We start from the raw sequence: 15,355 nt of genomic DNA, 5'->3' as shown, positions 1-15,355 counted from the left end.
GTCAGCCCGCCTTCGGGGCGGGCAGACGTGTCGTGAACTGCTCCGCCTGGAGCGCGTACAACTCCGCGTAGATGCCACCGGCCGCCAGAAGCTCCTCCGGCGTCCCGGACTCCGCGAGCCGCCCCTGGTCAAGGACGTGCACCAGGTCCGCGTGCCGCACGGACGCCAGCCGGTGCGTGATGAGGATCACGGTCTGGCCGGCCGAGGCCAGCGCCCGGATCTTCTCGAAGACCTCCAGCTCGGCGCGTGCGTCGAGAGCCGCCGTCGGCTCGTCCACGATCAGAATGCGGCCCCGCCGGTAGGCCGCCCGCGCGATGCCGAGCCGCTGCCACTGGCCGCCGGACAGCTCGTGCCCGCCGCTGAAGTTGCGGGCGAGCAGCGTGTCCAGCCCGCGTGGCAGACCGGCCACGACGTCCCCGGCACCCGCCTCGGCGACCGCGGTGGCCAGCCGTTCCTCGGTCAGCGGCACCTCCGGACGGCCCACGGCGACATTGACCCGTGCCGTGAAAGGCCAGCGCTTGAAGTCCTGCGCGACCATCGCGATCCGCTCGGCGAGCAGACGCCGGTCGGCGGTCGCCGCGTCGACGCCGTCCCACAGGATGCGGCCCCGGTCCGGGGTGTACAGCCCCGCCAGCAGCTTCACCAGGGTGGTCTTCCCGGAACCGTTCTCCCCGACGAGCGCCACGATGCGGCCCAGGGGGAGCGTGAGGGTGACGTCGTCGAGGGCGGGCCTGGCCGACTCACCCGGATAGCTGAAGGTGACGTTCTCGAAGCGGATCTCCCGCGGGTCGTCGGGCAGCGGCTCCCCGCCCACCGGAATCGCCCGTTCGGCCGCCTCGACGTAGAGCTTCTGCAGATCGCCGACGAAGAGGGCCTCCTGGTGGAGCGCGTTGATCTCCAGCACGAGGTTGTCGAGGCTCGACGACCCGGTCCGGATCGCGATCACGGCCGTACCGGCCACCGACAGCGCCATCGCGCCGGCCAGCAGCAGCCCGCCGAGCGTCGCGTACGTCGCCACGGTCGCGAGGCCGGTCCAGGCCGACGCGATGAGCCCGGTGCGGGCGGCGAGCCGGGCCAGCCGCGCCTGCTCGGCCTCCGCCGTCTCCGACATCGCGTGGAAGTGGCGCAGCAGGAAGGGCCCCACCCCGTGCACCCGGATCTCCGGCGCGGCGGCGGGCTCGATGAGCAGACTGCTCAGCAGGTTCCCGGCGCGGGCATGCTGCACCCAGGTGTGGAAGGACTCGTAGCGGCGCCGGGCGTTGGTCAGGGCGCTCCAGGCGCTGGGCAGCGTCATCGTCGCGAGCAGCGGGAGCAGGGCCGGGTGCAGCACGGTCAGCACGCCGGCCGCCGCGACGAGCGAGATCGTCGCGTTCACCACGCGCGCGGCGTACGAGATCATGCGGCGGGCCGACGCGGCGCCGTACTGGGCGGTGTCCAGCAGCTTGTGGAAGGCGTGGTCCTCGATCGCGGCCAGCTCCACGGCCGCCGCCCGCTCCAGGTACAGCTCGGTGGCCACGCGCTCCACCTTGGGCTCCAGCCGCCCGGTGGCGTACGTCGACGCGGCGCGCAGCAGGGCTCCCACGAGGGTGACGGCGGCCATCGCGACGAGTGCGGGGGCGGCGCCGTGCAGCCGGTCCTCGATCGCGCCGCCCCTGAAGACACGGCCCAGCACGCTGTTCACCGCCAGCAGCGTCACCGCCTGCGTGCCGCCCCGGCCGACCTCGGCCGCCAGCACGATACGGGCGGCCCGCGGGTCGGCCCGCCAGGCGAGCCGGAAACTCGACGCGAGCAGGGCGGGGAGCCGGCTGAGCGTGGCCCTGAACCCCAGCTCGAAGTTCCGCTCCCGGATCGCGCTCCACCCCATGTCGTACCGGAGCGGCCCCCCGAACAGCAGCCGCTCCGACTCGGACACCTCAGCCGCCGCCGCGTCCCGCTTCCTGCCCACGCCCCGCCCTCCCCCGTTCACGGCCGGAGGCCACTATCGCGGGGTGGGCAGGGGGAAGGGAGGGCGCGCGGGGGAGCGGGGGGTGTGCGGGGGCGTACGCGGGACGCCTTCGGTGTGCGCGGCGACCGCTCCGGCGTTCGAGGACACGGTCCGCCACACGACGGGGACGCCGGTTACGCGGACACCGGCCGGGACCACGTGGGCGTCGTCCCCGTCACCCGGCACAGCGCCAGATACAACGGAATCGGCGGTGTGTACGGCAACGTGCCGTCCGGCTTGTGGATCAGGCCGGGGACCGCCGGGGCGTCCGGAACAACCGCCCCGGCGGCGTACTGCGCGGGCGCGGGCCACTCCAGCGCGTAGTCGGAGTCGGAGGGCACCAGCCACCACCAGTGCGCCTCATCGGCGTAGACGCACCCCACCCTCGGCAGCCGGGGCAGCACCAGCGGCCCGAACCGCGCCGGCACCGCCACCGCGTCGCACCCCAGCGGCGCGGTCATCCCCTCCGGCACCTGCAGCCGCCGTACGGACCTCGGCGTGTGCAGTCCACGCCGCAGGCGCACCAGCGTGTCCAGGCTCATCGCCTGGCCGCCGGACGCGGCCCTCACCCCCATGAGCGCTCCGTCCCGTGCGCGTCGTGCCGCGCCTCCCCCTCGTCCTCGTCGCCCGAACCGCCCGCCGGTCCGGGCTTGGGCCGGGCCCCCCAGCCCAGGTCGTTGCAGGGACCGCAGTCGTGCCGCGGCCCGTCGGCCTTGCGCGGCAGCTCCGCCCAGACCAGCAGCCCCACCCCGTGTTCCTGCGCCCCCCAGGCGTGACAGAGGGAGTCGATGAGAAGCAGTCCCCTCCCGTGCTCCTCCTCGGGCCGAGCCCGCGACGGATGAGGCTCACCCGGCGCGCACCCCTCGTCACGTACGGCTATGCGCACCAGGTCGTCGCCGTCGTGCAGCTCGCAGACTATGAGGCTGCTCGCTGTGTGCACGAGGGCGTTGGTGACCAGCTCGGAGATCACCAGGGCGGCCGTGTCGCAGGTGTCCTCGCACACCGACCAGCCCGTCAGCCGGGCCCTGGTCAGGCGTCTGGCCTGCGCGGGAGAGCCCGGATGGGCGGCCAGCTCGAAACGGAACCGGCGCTCGGCAGGGGCCTTGTCGGGACCCACTCCCGGGGCGGCGCCGAAGCCGGACGGGCGGCCTCCGGCGGCGTCTGTTCCTAAGGGCGCGGACGGAATCACGCTTGCCACTATCGCCCCGCCGTGAACACTTGGCAAGTGTCACTCTGAAAAATGCAGAGTGCTGTGTGACGACGTGGGCGGCCATGGCACACTGCTCGCAACAGCATGTCGCGCGGCGCCAATTGGGATCACCGGAGATCCGTCCAGATCTTCGAATGGGTCTTCGAATGGCGCCGTCGGGCTGTCAGCATTCTTTTGTGGTCCGGCCCGTCAGCAACTTCGTGGAGGTGGAGCGTGAGCGAACCGCGGTCCGCGCCGACGGTCGGCCAGGTCGTCCTCGGCCGACGGCTGCTGGACCTGCGGGAACGCGCCGGCCTCAAGCGCGAGGAGGCCGCCCGCGTCCTGCGTGTCGCCCCCGCCACCGTCCGCCGCATGGAGATGGCCGAGGTCGCCCTCAAGATCCCCTACCTCCAGCTGCTGCTGAAGTCCTACGGCGTCTCCGACGAGGAGGCCGAGGACTTCGTCAAGCTCGCCGAGGAGGCCAACAAACCCGGCTGGTGGCAGCGCTTCCACGACATCCTGCCGGGCTGGTTCTCCATGTACGTCAGCCTGGAGGGCGCCGCCGGTCTCATCCGCAGCTACGACCCGCACTTCGTGCCGGGGCTGCTGCAGACCGAGGACTACGCCCGCGGGGTGCTGCGTTCGGGTGCCATCGGGCAGACCCAGCCCGAGGACATCGAGCGCCATGTCGCGCTGCGCATACAACGACAGGAACTGCTCACCCGTCAGGACGCGCCCCGATTCTGGGCCGTGTTCGACGAAACCGCGCTGCGCCGCCCCGTCGGCGGCCCGGAGGTGATGCGTGCCCAGATCGACAAACTGCTCGAAGCCACGAAGCTGCCCAACGTGACGCTGCAGGTCGCGCCCTTCACCAACGGGCCGCACCCCGGCACGTACGGGCCCTTCGTGCTGTTCCGATTTGCCATGCCCGAACTTCCGGACATGGTCTACAGCGAGTACCTGACCGGCGCCGTCTACCTGGACGCGCGCGCGGAGGTGGCGACCCACCTCGAGGTCATGGACCGCATGGCGGCGCAGGCCGCTACGGCACATCGCACGAAGGAGATCCTCCGGGATCTCCGCAAGGAGCTGTGAATGGATCGCATCAAGCCGCGCAAACACGTCTACAACGGCATGCCCGCGCGGGAGTTGGGCAGTGAGGGCTGGCACAAGCCGTGGAGCGGCGGCAACGGCGGCAACTGCCTGGAGGCCATGAAGCTCGCCGACGGCCGGATCGCCGTCCGCCAGTCGACCGACCCGGACGGACCGGCGCTGATCTACACCACCGACGAGATGACCGCGTTCATCGAGGGCGCGAAGGCGGGGGAGGCCGACTTCCTGCTGTCGTGAGGTTGTTGAGTGAAGCGTGTTGACTTGATGGGTAATGATGACGGGTGTTGACGAGTGCTGACCGATGTTGATGACGTGGACCGCAACTACAGCCACGACCACATGCGCCGAGGCGCATCCACCAGCCGGCTGACGGCCACCACCGGCCACGGGGGCTGCGCCGGCCGCCCCGGGCCCAGACTGAGGCCGTAGTAGATCTGCTCGATCGACGGCGGTCCGACCGCGAGGTTGCGCCGGACCGCCGCCGGCGAGGCCAGCTCCCCGGTCTGCACGAGATACGCCGCCGCCATCGTGCCCGTACGGCCCACCCCGGCGCCGCAGTGCACGAACACCCGCCCGGGTGCGGCGGCCACGACGTCCAGGAACCGCCGAACCTGCGCGGGCCTGGGCGTCTGTCCGTCCCTGATGGGCAGGCGTACGGCGGTCAGACCGGCCTTCTCCGGCCCGGCGAGCTGGGCCGCGGTCAGGTCGTCCTCCGCCCGCAGGTCGACGACGGTCGTGAACCCCATGCCCGCCAACGCCCGGTAACCGGCGGGCGACGGCGCCGAACCGCGCCACAACCGCCGCTCGGCGTCCACGGGTTGGAAGTGGTGGATGCCCTGGACGGTACGGGTCCCGGGAGGCGCCGGGGTCTCCGCCCGCGCCCAGTACGACAGGGCCAGGACGCCGAGCGTGCCGGTGGCCCACAGGGCGAGGTAACCCAGCAGTACGGCGACGAGCACCCTCACCGCGCGCCGTGGCACCCCGCCGGCGAGCGGGCCGGGTCGGGGCAGCGGCATGCGGACGACGGCCATGGGCGACCCGGGTGGCTCGGGGACGGGGGCGCGCCTGCATCGTAACCCGGGTCGCCCGCAGGCGAGTTGTCCACGGCGCTGGAGCGCCCGTCAGTCGTCGTCGGCATCCGCGTCCCCGATGCCGACCACCGTGAGGTGGGCGCGGTCGAGGGTGGTGTCCTCCAGGCAGCCGCGCAGCCGCATCCGGTCGTGCTCGGTGAGCGCGGGCCGTACGACCCCGGCGAACATGCCGCCGCCGAGGTCGCCGAGCGCCGCGTGGTTCAGCGGCACGGACGTGGAGTCCCGGCACCGCTCCCACACCTGCTCGGCGGCCAGGGCACGCCGCTCGCCCGTCATTCCGGGGCCGCGGGTGTCGACCTGGACGAGGACGGAGGTCGCCTCGCTGTCGTTCTCGTGCTGCTCCCGGGTCTGGGTGAGGTCGGCGAGGCCGACGACGAGCGCGGCGAGCAGGGCGGCGCCGATGACGCAGACGGCGGCGAGACGGGCGACGCGGCCCCTGGCGGGGCGGGGGAGCGGGGGGAGGTCCTCCAGGTCGCGGTCCGTGCCGGGGGCGGGGGCGGCGAGGGCGGCCAGCCGTCCCGCGAGCCGCCGTTCGGCGGGCCTGGCGGTCGCGGACGCGATGCGCTGCACCAGCCAGGCGAGCCCGGACAGGAGCACGCCGGTGACCATCAGGACGGGGACGAAGACGTAGGTGCGGTCGGGGGTCTCCTCCAGCCAGCGGAAGCGCACAGCCGCGCTCTCCAACGGCGCCGCCTCACGCAAGCGCGCGAGCACGTCGTCCTGACGCGTCGTCAACTCCCGTTGCCGCAGGTCACTGTCGCGCAGTCGCTCCTCGATCCGGGCCAGCCGCCCCAGCAGCACGATCCCGAAGAGCATGACCTCGACGACGAGCAGCAGGACGCCGCACAGGATGGCCCGCTGCCACTGCCAGCGGTAGAGGTAGACGACCGTGTACGTCCCCGCCCCGGCGGCGGCCAACCCCCCGAAGACGTAGGCGATCCGCCGCATCACGCGTCCTCCGGCCGTACGTCACCGGTGCCGCCGTCGACGACGACACGCGTCCCCGGTGGGAAGCGCCGTACCGCGTCCGCCGCCCCGACGACCGCGGGCAGCCCGAACTCCCGTGCCAGCACGGCGAGATGCGACAGCGGGCTGCCGGTCTGCGCGACCAGGGCGGCGAGCCGGGGCAGGAGCGGGGCGAGGGCGGGGTCGAGGGTGCGGACGACCAGCACGGCGTCCGGCGGCGGGGACCCCGAGCCGTCCCACACCGTCCCCACGGCCCGGCCACCGGAGACGCCGCGGCCTGGAACGCCGCCGTCACCGCGCTCGAAAGCGCCGTGGCCTGGACCGCCGGCGGTGCGCTCGGCGACCACCTTGCCGCCGGCCAGCCGGAAGGCGTCCGGCAACGGCGGCGACTCGGGTTCCGGCACGCGCGCGCGGACATCGGCGGGCAGCGCACCGCCGTCGAGCGCGGCGGCCACTTCGCCCCACCGCAGCATCCCGACCCGCTCGACCCCCACGCCGAGGCGCCACGCCAGCTCCCGTACCAGCCGCACCTGCACCTCCTGCACCCAGCGCACACGCAGCCGAAGGGCCTCCCGCGGGGGCAGCGCGGCGACGAGGGCCCCGGAGGAGACACGGGTGGCCGCCGGCCGGCGGCTCGAATGACCAAGGGAGATGGGCGACTTGTGCTGCGGGCGTTCGACGCCGGGGTCTCGGTGCGTGTCGGCGGCCGACGCCCCGTCTTCCGGCGCGTGCGCTGCCGCCGCATCGCCGCGCAGCGTTTCGGCTCCACCCTTGCGGGCGACGCGGTGGCGCGCCGCCACGTCCCGCGCGGGCACCGCCGTCCGTATCGCCGCCTCGCCGACTGGTGCTTCGACTCCGTTCTCGCCGACGTGCGCCGCTGCGCCGGGCCTCGCCGTGTGCGACACCGTATGCCGCGGCTCGTCGAGCGGGCCACTTTGGGCGGGCGTGGCCGTGCTGGGTTTCGGTGTGGGTGTCGGCGTTGGGCTTGGGGTGTCGGCCGGGGCACTCTGGAGGAGCGTCGCTGTGCTGGGTTTCGGTGTGGGTGTCGGTGTAGGGCTTGGGGTGTCGATCGGGGCGCTTTGGACGGGTGTCGTGGTGCTGGGTTTCGGTGTGGGTGTCGGCGTTGGGCTTGGGGTGTCGGCCGGGGCGCTTTGGACGGGTGTCGTCGTGCTGGGTTTCGGTGTGGGTGTCGTCGTAGGGCTTGGGGCGTCGATCGGGGCACTCTGGAGGAGCGTCGCTGTGCCGGGTTTCGGTGTGGGTGTCGGCGTACGGCTTGGGGTGTCGGCCGGGGCACCCTCGACGGGCGTTGCCCTCCCGCCTTCCGGTGTTCGCGCAGCCGGCCCGTCCGGGAGCCGCGCCGCTGCCCGCAGGCCAGGTGCCGTCAGGGCCAGGAGCAGCGGTTCACTCGCCGTGGCCTGTTCGTCGGGTATCCCTCGGGACCGGCTCTCCGCGAGGGCGGTCAGGGCCGCGCCCGCCGCCGTGCGGCTCTTCGCGGGGTCGGTGAGGAGGGCACCGGCCAGGGCCTCCTGCGCGTGCAGCGGGACCAGGGCCGCCCGACTCCAGCGCAGCTCGGCGAGCAGGTCGGGGCCGGTGAGCAGGGTGGGCGGCGGGATCTCCGCCAGATGCCGGTCGACGTCGGCGACGAGATCCGTGGCCAGACCCGGCAGCGCCGCGCTGAGGCGCCCCACCCGCCACGCCGCCGCGAGCCGCCGCGCCCCCGGCGCCGGGTTGAGCAGGGCGAGCCACCGGTGCCTCGGCGCAACGGCCCCCAGCAGACGCAGGTCCGCGGCGGCCCGCCCGCCGACGGTCGTCACCACCGGCACCGTCCGCAGCAGCCGACGCGGCGCGCTGCCCCCGATGTCCAGCGCGGCGGCGAGTCCACGGGCCATCGGCGTCACCCACAAGTCCTGCTCCAGCGGCAGGAGTTGGCCCGGCAACGTCTCCGCGACCGGCCCGGGCCCGAGCAACCGCGCCCGGCGCGGCGGCCGTACCGCCATCGCCGTGATCGGCCGGCTCTGGAACAGCCACAGCCGCCCGTCCCCGTCGAACCCGAACTCGACGTCCTGCGGCCCCCCGAACACCCTCCGGACCCGCCGCGCGAGCCGCGCCAGCCGCACCAACTCGCCGCGTGTGAGCAGCGCCACGGCGTCCGGCGGCTCGGTCCGCAGCAGTCGCCCCCGCCGGCTCAACCAGTAACTGTCACCGGCCTGTTCACCGCTGACCAGACTGTCCGGCCCACCGCGCACCGCGCTCACCAGCATCCGGTCCGCGCGCCCCTCCACCGGGTCCGCGCCGAACATCACCCCGCCGATGCGAGCGGTCAGCATCGGCTGCACCAGCACCGCCATGGGCGTGACGGTCCCGTCCGGCCGCCGCGCCGAGTCGCGCACGGTCCGCACCGCCGTACGGAAGTCCGCCCAGCCGCGCACGTCGAGCACGGACGCGAACTGCCCGGCCAGCGAGGAGGATTCGGTGTCCTCCTGCGGGGACGAGGACCGTACGACCAACGGCCGGGCACCCCCCTCGGACAGCTCCTGCCAGGCCCGCCGCACCGCGGCGGCCTCGGGTTCCACACCGTCGGCGATCACGAACCCGGGAAGCACCGGGAGCCCGGCACGAGCGGCACGCGCGAGGTTCGCGGCCTTGGAACCGGCGATCCGTACCTGCGTGGCGATCGGCTGATCCAGGGAAACGGCGGCGGGCTCCCGCGCCCCGACCAGCCCGTGACGTTCGTCGAGCGTCGTCATCAGCACCCTCCAGGACCGACCGCCAACAGGGGGGACGCGCGGGGGTGGCCCTGCGCCTGACGGCGGAACGAAGGATGGGGCGCGCACGGTCGCCCCTGCACCCGGGCCGACGGCACCACGCCTCCGACCCCCATGGTCCCACCCCCGTTGGCCCGCAGGCCGAACGGAAGACACTTTCCGGCCGCCCCCGCGGGGAATTCGTAACCGCGGACGACCCGACCCGCTCGCCCTCGTCCCGCAGCAGTACGCCGGACCTCCTCCGCAGGACCGAGAGACCGCCCCTCAGCCGTCAACCCGCCTGACGTCGGCCCCGCTCCGACTCCCGCATCCGTCACACGGCCATCGGCCGGTCGTACGGCGAGATGGGCGCCGGCAACTGCGAACTCCCCGTCAGGTAACGGTCGACCGCCGCCGCCACCGCCCGCCCCTCCGCGATCGCCCACACGATCAGCGACTGCCCCCGCGCCGCGTCTCCCGCCGCGAACACTCCGGGCACGTTCGTCGCGAAGCCGGCGTCCCGGGCGATCGTCCCGCGCGGCTCCATCGCCAGCCCGAGCTGATCGACGAGTCCGTCCGCCCGGTCGGGCCCGGAGAACCCGAGCGCGAGCAGCACCAGGTCGGCCGGAAGCGCCCGTCCGGTCCCCGCCACCGGCCGCCGCGCCGCGTCCACCTCGACCAGGTGCAGCGCCCGTACATGCCCGCTCTCGTCACCGGTGAAGCGAAGCGTCGACGCCGCGAACAACCGCGCGTCCGCGTCCGCGGCCGGCGCCGTCTCCAGATCCCGTGCCTCCTCGTGCGCGGCCGACAGCCGGTAGATCTTCGGATACGTCGGCCACGGCTCCCGATCCTCGTCCCGCTCCGCACCGGGCTGCGCGTAGATGTCCAACTGCGTGACGGACGCGGCCCCTTCCCGCACCGCCGTCCCCAGGCAGTCGGCCCCCGTGTCGCCGCCCCCGACGATGACGACGTGCTTCCCGGCGGCGGACATCGGCGACTCCTCAAGGTCCCCCTCACACACCCGGTTGGCCAACGGCAGGTACTCCATGGCCTGGTGTACGCCGCCCAACTCCCGCCCAGGCACGGGAAGTTCGCGCCACGCCGTGGCCCCCGTGGCGATCACCACCGCGTCGTACCGCCCCCGCAACTCGGCCGCGCCGACGTCCCGCCCGACGGCGACCGACGTACGGAACTTCGTCCCCTCGGCCCGCATCTGCTCGATCCGGCGCTCCAGATGGCGCTTCTCCATCTTGAACTCCGGGATCCCATAGCGCATCAGCCCACCGAGCCGGTCGTCCTTCTCGTACACGGCGACCGTGTGACCCGCCCGCGTCAGCTGCTGCGCCGCGGCCAGCCCCGTCGGCCCCGACCCGATCACCGCGACGGTCCGCCCGGACAGCCGCTCCGGTGGCCGCGGCGGGGCGAGTCCCAGTTCCCAGGCCCGGTCGGCGATGGCCACCTCGACGTTCTTGATGGTGACCGCGGGCTGGTTGATGGCGAGCACACACCCCGCCTCGCACGGCGCCGGACACAACCTCCCCGTGAACTCGGGGAAGTTGTTGGTGGCGTGCAGCCGGTCCGCGGCCTGCCGCCAGTCGTCCCGGCTGACCAGGTCGTTCCACTCCGGGATCAGGTTGCCCAGGGGACAGGCGTCGTGGCAGAACGGTATCCCGCAGTCCATGCACCGGTCGGCCTGCTTGGCGATGATGGGCAGCAGTGCCCCGGGGACGTAGACCTCGTTCCAGTCCCGGACCCGCTCCGCCACGGGCCGGCGGGGCCAGTCCTGGCGAGGAGTGGTCATGAATCCCTTGGGATCGGCCATGGCCGTCTTCCTTGCGTCCGCGTGCGACAGGCCGTGCGTCTTCGGGCGGCACTCTTTCGGCCACCATACGACTCATCGGCCACGGGCGCAGAGCCTGGGGACAGCGCTTTCCGCCGCTCCTTCCCAGGGTTTCCCCAGTTTCCGCCGGGAACACCTCAGCCGCCCCTCAGGTGAGTGCCAGCATGTACGCCACCGCCGCACCGGCCGAGGCGACCATGCGCACGTGGTTCCACCTCGTCCACTCGCGCACATACGCCGGCCAGTACGCGGCCGCTTCCGCGGTGCCCGGGTCCAGCCGCAGCAGCACGTCGTTGCGCGGCACGTTCGCCACCATCGTCACCCCGAACGAACCGAACAGGTACAGCGCGCTGCCCACCAGCAACTCCACCGTCCCGTCATCCGGCCACAACACGAACGTCACCACGCCGATCACCGAGCACAGCACCGCCGACCCGACGAACACGATCATGAACGCCGGCATCACCGCGTTCACGTTGATCGCGTTCATCGCCGCGACCCCCTGCGCCGGCGGCAGCGCCGCGAGCCCCCGCATCACGAAGGTGGAAAACCCGCAGAACACCCCCGCCACCAGCCCGGTCCCCAGCACGCCCAACACCGTCAGCCAGAGATACGGTCCCTCGATCACGTCTACGTCAACTCCCCGTATAGACCCAAGACCCTCCCCGTCCCCATCCGCCGCCACACGTCCGTTCCCCCGACCGTTTCCACTTCCACTGCACCGGACCTCACCCCACCTCGGTCGGCATGGTCCCGCCGCGACGGCGAGCGCCCCCTACGGCGCCCCTCGGCAGTGCCCAGCGGCCTCAACCGACCTCCCTCACCGCCTCCGCCTCCACCCCCACGTCCGTCCCTGTCTCGCGCCACCCCCGCAGCACCCCCTCCACTTCCGGCCTGATCCGACGTCGAGCCTCGTGCCGCGGCACCCCGCTCATCAGCAACTGGTCGTACGGCGTCTCCAGATGCCGCACATGCGCCACCACCGCGGACACCACGGCCACCTCCGACAGCGCCCGCCCGGCCGCACTCCGCCCCACCCGTCCGCTGCCCCGCACCGACGCATGCCCGGCGATCACCCGCGCCCGCTCCGGCGGACACCCGGGAAACAGCCGCCGTATCTCCGCCGCGAACGCCTCCGCGAACCGCACGTCCTCCGCGGCCCGCCGCCGCGCGTCCCGCACCCGGCGCCGCCGCCGCGCCTCCGCGTCCGCCAGGCACCGCGCCTCGGCCCGGGCGAGCCCCGCCTCCTCGACCAGGACGCCCTGCCGCTCGTACCGCCCCTTGCGCCGGTTGAACCGCACGGACCACCGCCGACAGCGCACTCTCCTCCCGCGACCTGCGCGTGAGCGCCGTGTCGCCGCGCGGCAGATACACCAGATGCCCGAGATCGGCGCAGTCGAGACAACGCGGCGCCCCCTCTTCGAGCACCAGCATCGCCAGCGGCCCCGCATGGCACTCCGCGCAGTGCCGTCTCCTGAGCGGCTGTATGACGAGAAGCCCGGTACGCGGCGGCGGAGTTGCGAGAGGTGCCATGCAGGTTTCCTTCCCCGCCCACGCCCGCCGTCGCTCAGGACCGCCCAAAGCGTCCTGAACCCAAGACCCCAACCCGGGCCGACCCCGCCGCTCGACCCACCGGCGCCACTCTCCAGCCTGCCCGCACCGCTCGACCCGCCCGCGCCGCACCCGGGCCTGCCCGCGCCGCCACTCGCGCCGGGTCCCGGCCTGCCCCCACCGCATCCCGGCCGGCACCTGACGCCCCGGCCTGCCCGCGCCGCTACTCGCGCCGTGTCCCAGCCGGCCCCCGCCGACGCATCCCGGCCTGCCCGCGCCGCATCCCGGCCCAACCCCCGCCGCTCGACCCGCCCGCGCCGCATCCCGGCCTGCCCGCGCCGCTACTCGCGCCGTGTCCCGGTCCGCCCCCGTCGCATCCTGGCCCACTCGTGCCCCACCTCGGCCCACCCCCGCCGCACCCCGACCCCCGCCTGACGCATCATGGGCCGTGTGCGACTCGAAGCGATCACCTGGGACCGGCTCGGCGACCTCCTCGCCGAACGTCTGCTCGACCTGAAGCCCGCCGACGGCGGTTCCTGGCCCCGCGTCGCCTTTGACGGCGCCCCCGCGGCCCGCCCGGGCGACCTCGCCGAACGCGTCGCCGAGACACTGCGCGTCCACGGCCGCCCCTCGCTGGTCGTCGGCACGGACGGCTTCCTGCGCCCGGCCTCCCTCCGCCTCGAACACGGCCGCCGGGACGCGGACGCCTACTACAACGGCTGGTTCGACACCGGCGCCCTGTGGCGCGAGGTCTTCGGTCCCCTCGACCCCGGCGGGGACGGCCGCGTCCTGCCCGACCTGTGGGACCCGGCCACCGACCGCGCCACTCGCAGCCCCTACGTCCAACTCCCGCCCGGTGGCGTCCTGTTGCTCCACGGCCCCCTCCTGCTGCGCCACTGGTTCCCCTTTGACCTGACCGTCCACCTCCTCCTCTCGCCCGGCGCCCTGCGCCGCCGCACCCCCGAGGCGGACCACTGGACGCTCCCCGCCTACGAGCGCTACGAGGCCGAGACCGACCCGGCCGCCACGGCCGACGTCCTGGTGCGCGCCGACGACCCTCGCCACCCGGCCTGGAGCGGCTGAGCCCAGCCGATCCGGCCTATGGCTTTTCAATGCACGTGCATGCAATTACGCTGTCCCCATGACGACCTCCCCTTCCACCCCCGTCGCCTTCGACGACTCCGTCCGCGCTCTCCTCGACGGCAGGAACTTCGCCAGCGTCGCCACCCTCGGCCCCGACGGTGCCCCGCAGAACTCGGTCGTCTGGATCAAGCGCGAGGGCGACACCGTGCTCTTCTCCTCCACCGATGGGCGTCAGAAGGTGCGCAACCTCCGCCGAGACCCCCGCGTCAGCGTCTCCGTCTACGACCTGGCCGACCCCTACACCTCGGTCGAGATCCGCGGTACCGCCGAGATCCTCCCCGACGAGGGCAAACGCCTCCCGCACGAGCTGTCGCACAAGTACCTCGGCATCGACCCGCCCGCCGAGAAGGACGACGAGGTCCGCGTGATCATCCGCGTGACCCCGAGGAAGATCGTGGGATTCTCGGCCTGATCCGGTGCGGCCTACAGCCAGCCGTTGCGCCGGAAGCCGCGGTACAGCACCAGACAGGCCGCCGATATCACCCCGATGACGAGCGGGTACCCGAACCTCCAGTGCAGCTCCGGCATGTACTGGAAGTTCATGCCGTACACCCCGCAGACCATCGTCGGTACGGCGATCACCGCGGCCCACGCCGTGATCTTCCGCATGTCCTCGTTCTGAGCGACCGTCACCTGCGCCAGATGCGCCTGGAGGATCGAGTTGAGGAGCTCGTCGAAGGCGGCGATCTGCTCCTTCGCCCGCATCAGGTGGTCGAGGACGTCCCGGAAGTAGGCCTGTATCTCGGGGTCGATCACCCGGATCGGCCGCGTCGCGAGCTCCTCCAGCGGACGGCTCAGCGGCACCACCGCCCGCTTCAGCTCCAGCAGTTCACGCTTCATCTGGTAAATGCGTCCCGGATCGGCCCGCGCGCCGTTCTCCGCGAACACGTCCGTCTCGACCTGGTCGATGTCCTCCTGCACCGCGTCGGTGACGTTCAGATAGTCGTCGACGACATGGTCCGCGATCGCGTGCAGCACCGCCGCCGGGCCCTTGGCGAGCTGCTCCGGCGCGGCCTCCAACTCCTCGCGCAGCGGGCCCAGCGAGCCGTGCCGGCCGTGCCGGACCGTGATCACGAAGTCCTCGCCGGTGAACACCATGATCTCGCCGGTGTTCACCACCTCGCTCGTCGCCGTCAGTTGCTCGTGCTCGACGTAGCAGACCGTCTTGAACACCGCGAACAGCGTGTCGCCGTAGCGCTCCAGCTTCGGGCGCTGATGGGCCTCGACCGCGTCCTCGACCGCCAGCGGATGCAGGTCGAAGAGCTCGGCGATGCCCGCGAACTCCCGGTCCGTCGGCTCGTGCAGACCGAGCCAGACGAATCCGTCGCGGCTCTTGCGCACCCGCTCCACCTCGTCGACCAGGTCACCGCTGCCGGCCAGCCGCGCGCCGTCGCGGTAGGTCACGCAGTTCACCACGGAGGAGCCCAGCGGGGACCGCGCCGGATGGCTCAGGTCGACGCGGGTGCGCCGCCTGGCCAGCCGCGCCACCTTGCGGAGGCCGCCGACCTTGCGCAGGCTCGTGACCTTCCGCAGATTCCCTGCCATGGACATCTGGATCTCCTCGCGTGGATCTCCCCGGACTCGGTGCCGGGTCCGTGCGTGCGCCGTACTGCTCAGGCGTACCGGGTTCCTGCGCCGTGACGCGTCAGTCTGCCAGGTCCGCGTAAGGGGCGGGTGAGCCTGTGTGAACAGCGGCTTCCGCTTTGTTCCCGCCTGTGGACGAAGGGCGGACGA

13 protein-coding genes and 1 pseudogene are annotated in these 15,355 nt (G+C 73.1%); 4 read left to right on the top strand and 10 right to left on the bottom strand.

Translation table 11 applies throughout. The annotated features are described in order from the left end of the window. Nucleotide 1: 1 nt before the first annotated feature. The 3 genes from ACYF6T_RS07920 to ACYF6T_RS07910 all read right to left on the bottom strand — a co-directional run bounded on the left by ACYF6T_RS07920 (nt 2) and on the right by ACYF6T_RS07910 (nt 3,182). Nucleotides 2-1,864 carry an ABC transporter ATP-binding protein gene (locus ACYF6T_RS07920; protein ID WP_461694772.1) on the bottom strand — a complete coding sequence of 621 codons (1,863 nt, stop codon included), beginning with the start codon at nt 1,862-1,864 and terminating at the stop codon, nt 2-4. Between the two features lie 254 nt (nt 1,865-2,118). Then, entirely contained in the window at nt 2,119-2,559 is a 441-nt protein-coding gene (locus ACYF6T_RS07915; protein WP_461694627.1) for a hypothetical protein, read from the bottom strand. After that, entirely contained in the window at nt 2,550-3,182 is a 633-nt protein-coding gene (locus ACYF6T_RS07910; RefSeq protein ID WP_461694626.1) for an ATP-binding protein, read from the bottom strand. The genes ACYF6T_RS07915 and ACYF6T_RS07910 overlap by 10 nt, the downstream gene beginning before the upstream one ends. A 225-nt stretch (nt 3,183-3,407) precedes the next feature. Here ACYF6T_RS07910 and ACYF6T_RS07905 point away from each other — a divergent pair, with 225 nt between their 5' ends. Together ACYF6T_RS07905 and ACYF6T_RS07900 are read left to right on the top strand one after the other, a co-directional pair. Next, the gene (locus tag ACYF6T_RS07905; protein WP_461694624.1) at nt 3,408-4,268 is read left to right on the top strand and encodes a helix-turn-helix domain-containing protein; all 861 of its coding nucleotides are present in this window, start codon (nt 3,408-3,410) and stop codon (nt 4,266-4,268) included. Continuing rightward, on the top strand, nt 4,269-4,523 hold the full coding sequence (locus ACYF6T_RS07900; RefSeq protein WP_058925966.1) for a DUF397 domain-containing protein: 255 nt from the start codon (nt 4,269-4,271) through the stop codon (nt 4,521-4,523). 86 nt (nt 4,524-4,609) lie between these two features. Here the strand turns inward: ACYF6T_RS07900 and ACYF6T_RS07895 are convergent, their stop codons facing one another. The 6 genes and pseudogenes from ACYF6T_RS07895 to ACYF6T_RS07870 form a co-directional block, all read right to left on the bottom strand. Further along, nucleotides 4,610-5,317 carry a protein-tyrosine phosphatase family protein gene (locus tag ACYF6T_RS07895; protein ID WP_461694623.1) on the bottom strand — a complete coding sequence of 236 codons (708 nt, stop codon included), beginning with the start codon at nt 5,315-5,317 and terminating at the stop codon, nt 4,610-4,612. A 90-nt stretch (nt 5,318-5,407) separates the two neighbouring features. Beyond that, a complete protein-coding gene (locus ACYF6T_RS07890; RefSeq protein ID WP_461694622.1) occupies nt 5,408-6,325 on the bottom strand; it encodes a hypothetical protein in 918 nt (305 codons plus the stop codon). Continuing rightward, nucleotides 6,325-9,090, bottom strand: a complete 2,766-nt coding sequence (locus ACYF6T_RS07885) for a PEP/pyruvate-binding domain-containing protein (protein WP_461694621.1) — start codon at nt 9,088-9,090, stop codon at nt 6,325-6,327. The genes ACYF6T_RS07890 and ACYF6T_RS07885 overlap by 1 nt, the downstream gene beginning before the upstream one ends. Before the next feature lie 331 nt (nt 9,091-9,421). Then, nucleotides 9,422-10,909: a glutamate synthase subunit beta gene (locus ACYF6T_RS07880; protein WP_461694620.1), complete on the bottom strand. Its 1,488-nt coding sequence runs from the start codon at nt 10,907-10,909 to the stop codon at nt 9,422-9,424. Between the two features lie 166 nt (nt 10,910-11,075). Continuing rightward, nucleotides 11,076-11,555, bottom strand: a complete 480-nt coding sequence (locus tag ACYF6T_RS07875; protein ID WP_461694619.1) for an anthrone oxygenase family protein — start codon at nt 11,553-11,555, stop codon at nt 11,076-11,078. A 178-nt stretch (nt 11,556-11,733) separates the two neighbouring features. Beyond that, a pseudogene (locus tag ACYF6T_RS07870) lies at nt 11,734-12,460 on the bottom strand (DUF2293 domain-containing protein). A gap of 459 nt (nt 12,461-12,919) precedes the next feature. On the opposite strand from ACYF6T_RS07870, the gene ACYF6T_RS07865 reads away from it, so the two are divergent. Together ACYF6T_RS07865 and ACYF6T_RS07860 are read left to right on the top strand one after the other, a co-directional pair. Further along, complete coding sequence (locus tag ACYF6T_RS07865; protein WP_461694617.1) at nt 12,920-13,561, top strand: nucleoside/nucleotide kinase family protein; 642 nt, start codon at nt 12,920-12,922, stop codon at nt 13,559-13,561. Between the two features lie 58 nt (nt 13,562-13,619). Then, nucleotides 13,620-14,033, top strand: a complete 414-nt coding sequence (locus ACYF6T_RS07860) for a PPOX class F420-dependent oxidoreductase (RefSeq protein WP_461694616.1) — start codon at nt 13,620-13,622, stop codon at nt 14,031-14,033. A gap of 11 nt (nt 14,034-14,044) precedes the next feature. Here ACYF6T_RS07860 and corA read toward each other — a convergent pair whose 3' ends face one another. Then, complete coding sequence (corA, locus tag ACYF6T_RS07855; protein ID WP_461694614.1) at nt 14,045-15,172, bottom strand: magnesium/cobalt transporter CorA; 1,128 nt, start codon at nt 15,170-15,172, stop codon at nt 14,045-14,047. Nucleotides 15,173-15,355: the final 183 nt, after the last annotated feature.

Source organism: Streptomyces sp. 7R007, assembly GCF_054850255.1.
This window is presented reverse-complemented; position numbering and strand designations above follow the sequence as displayed.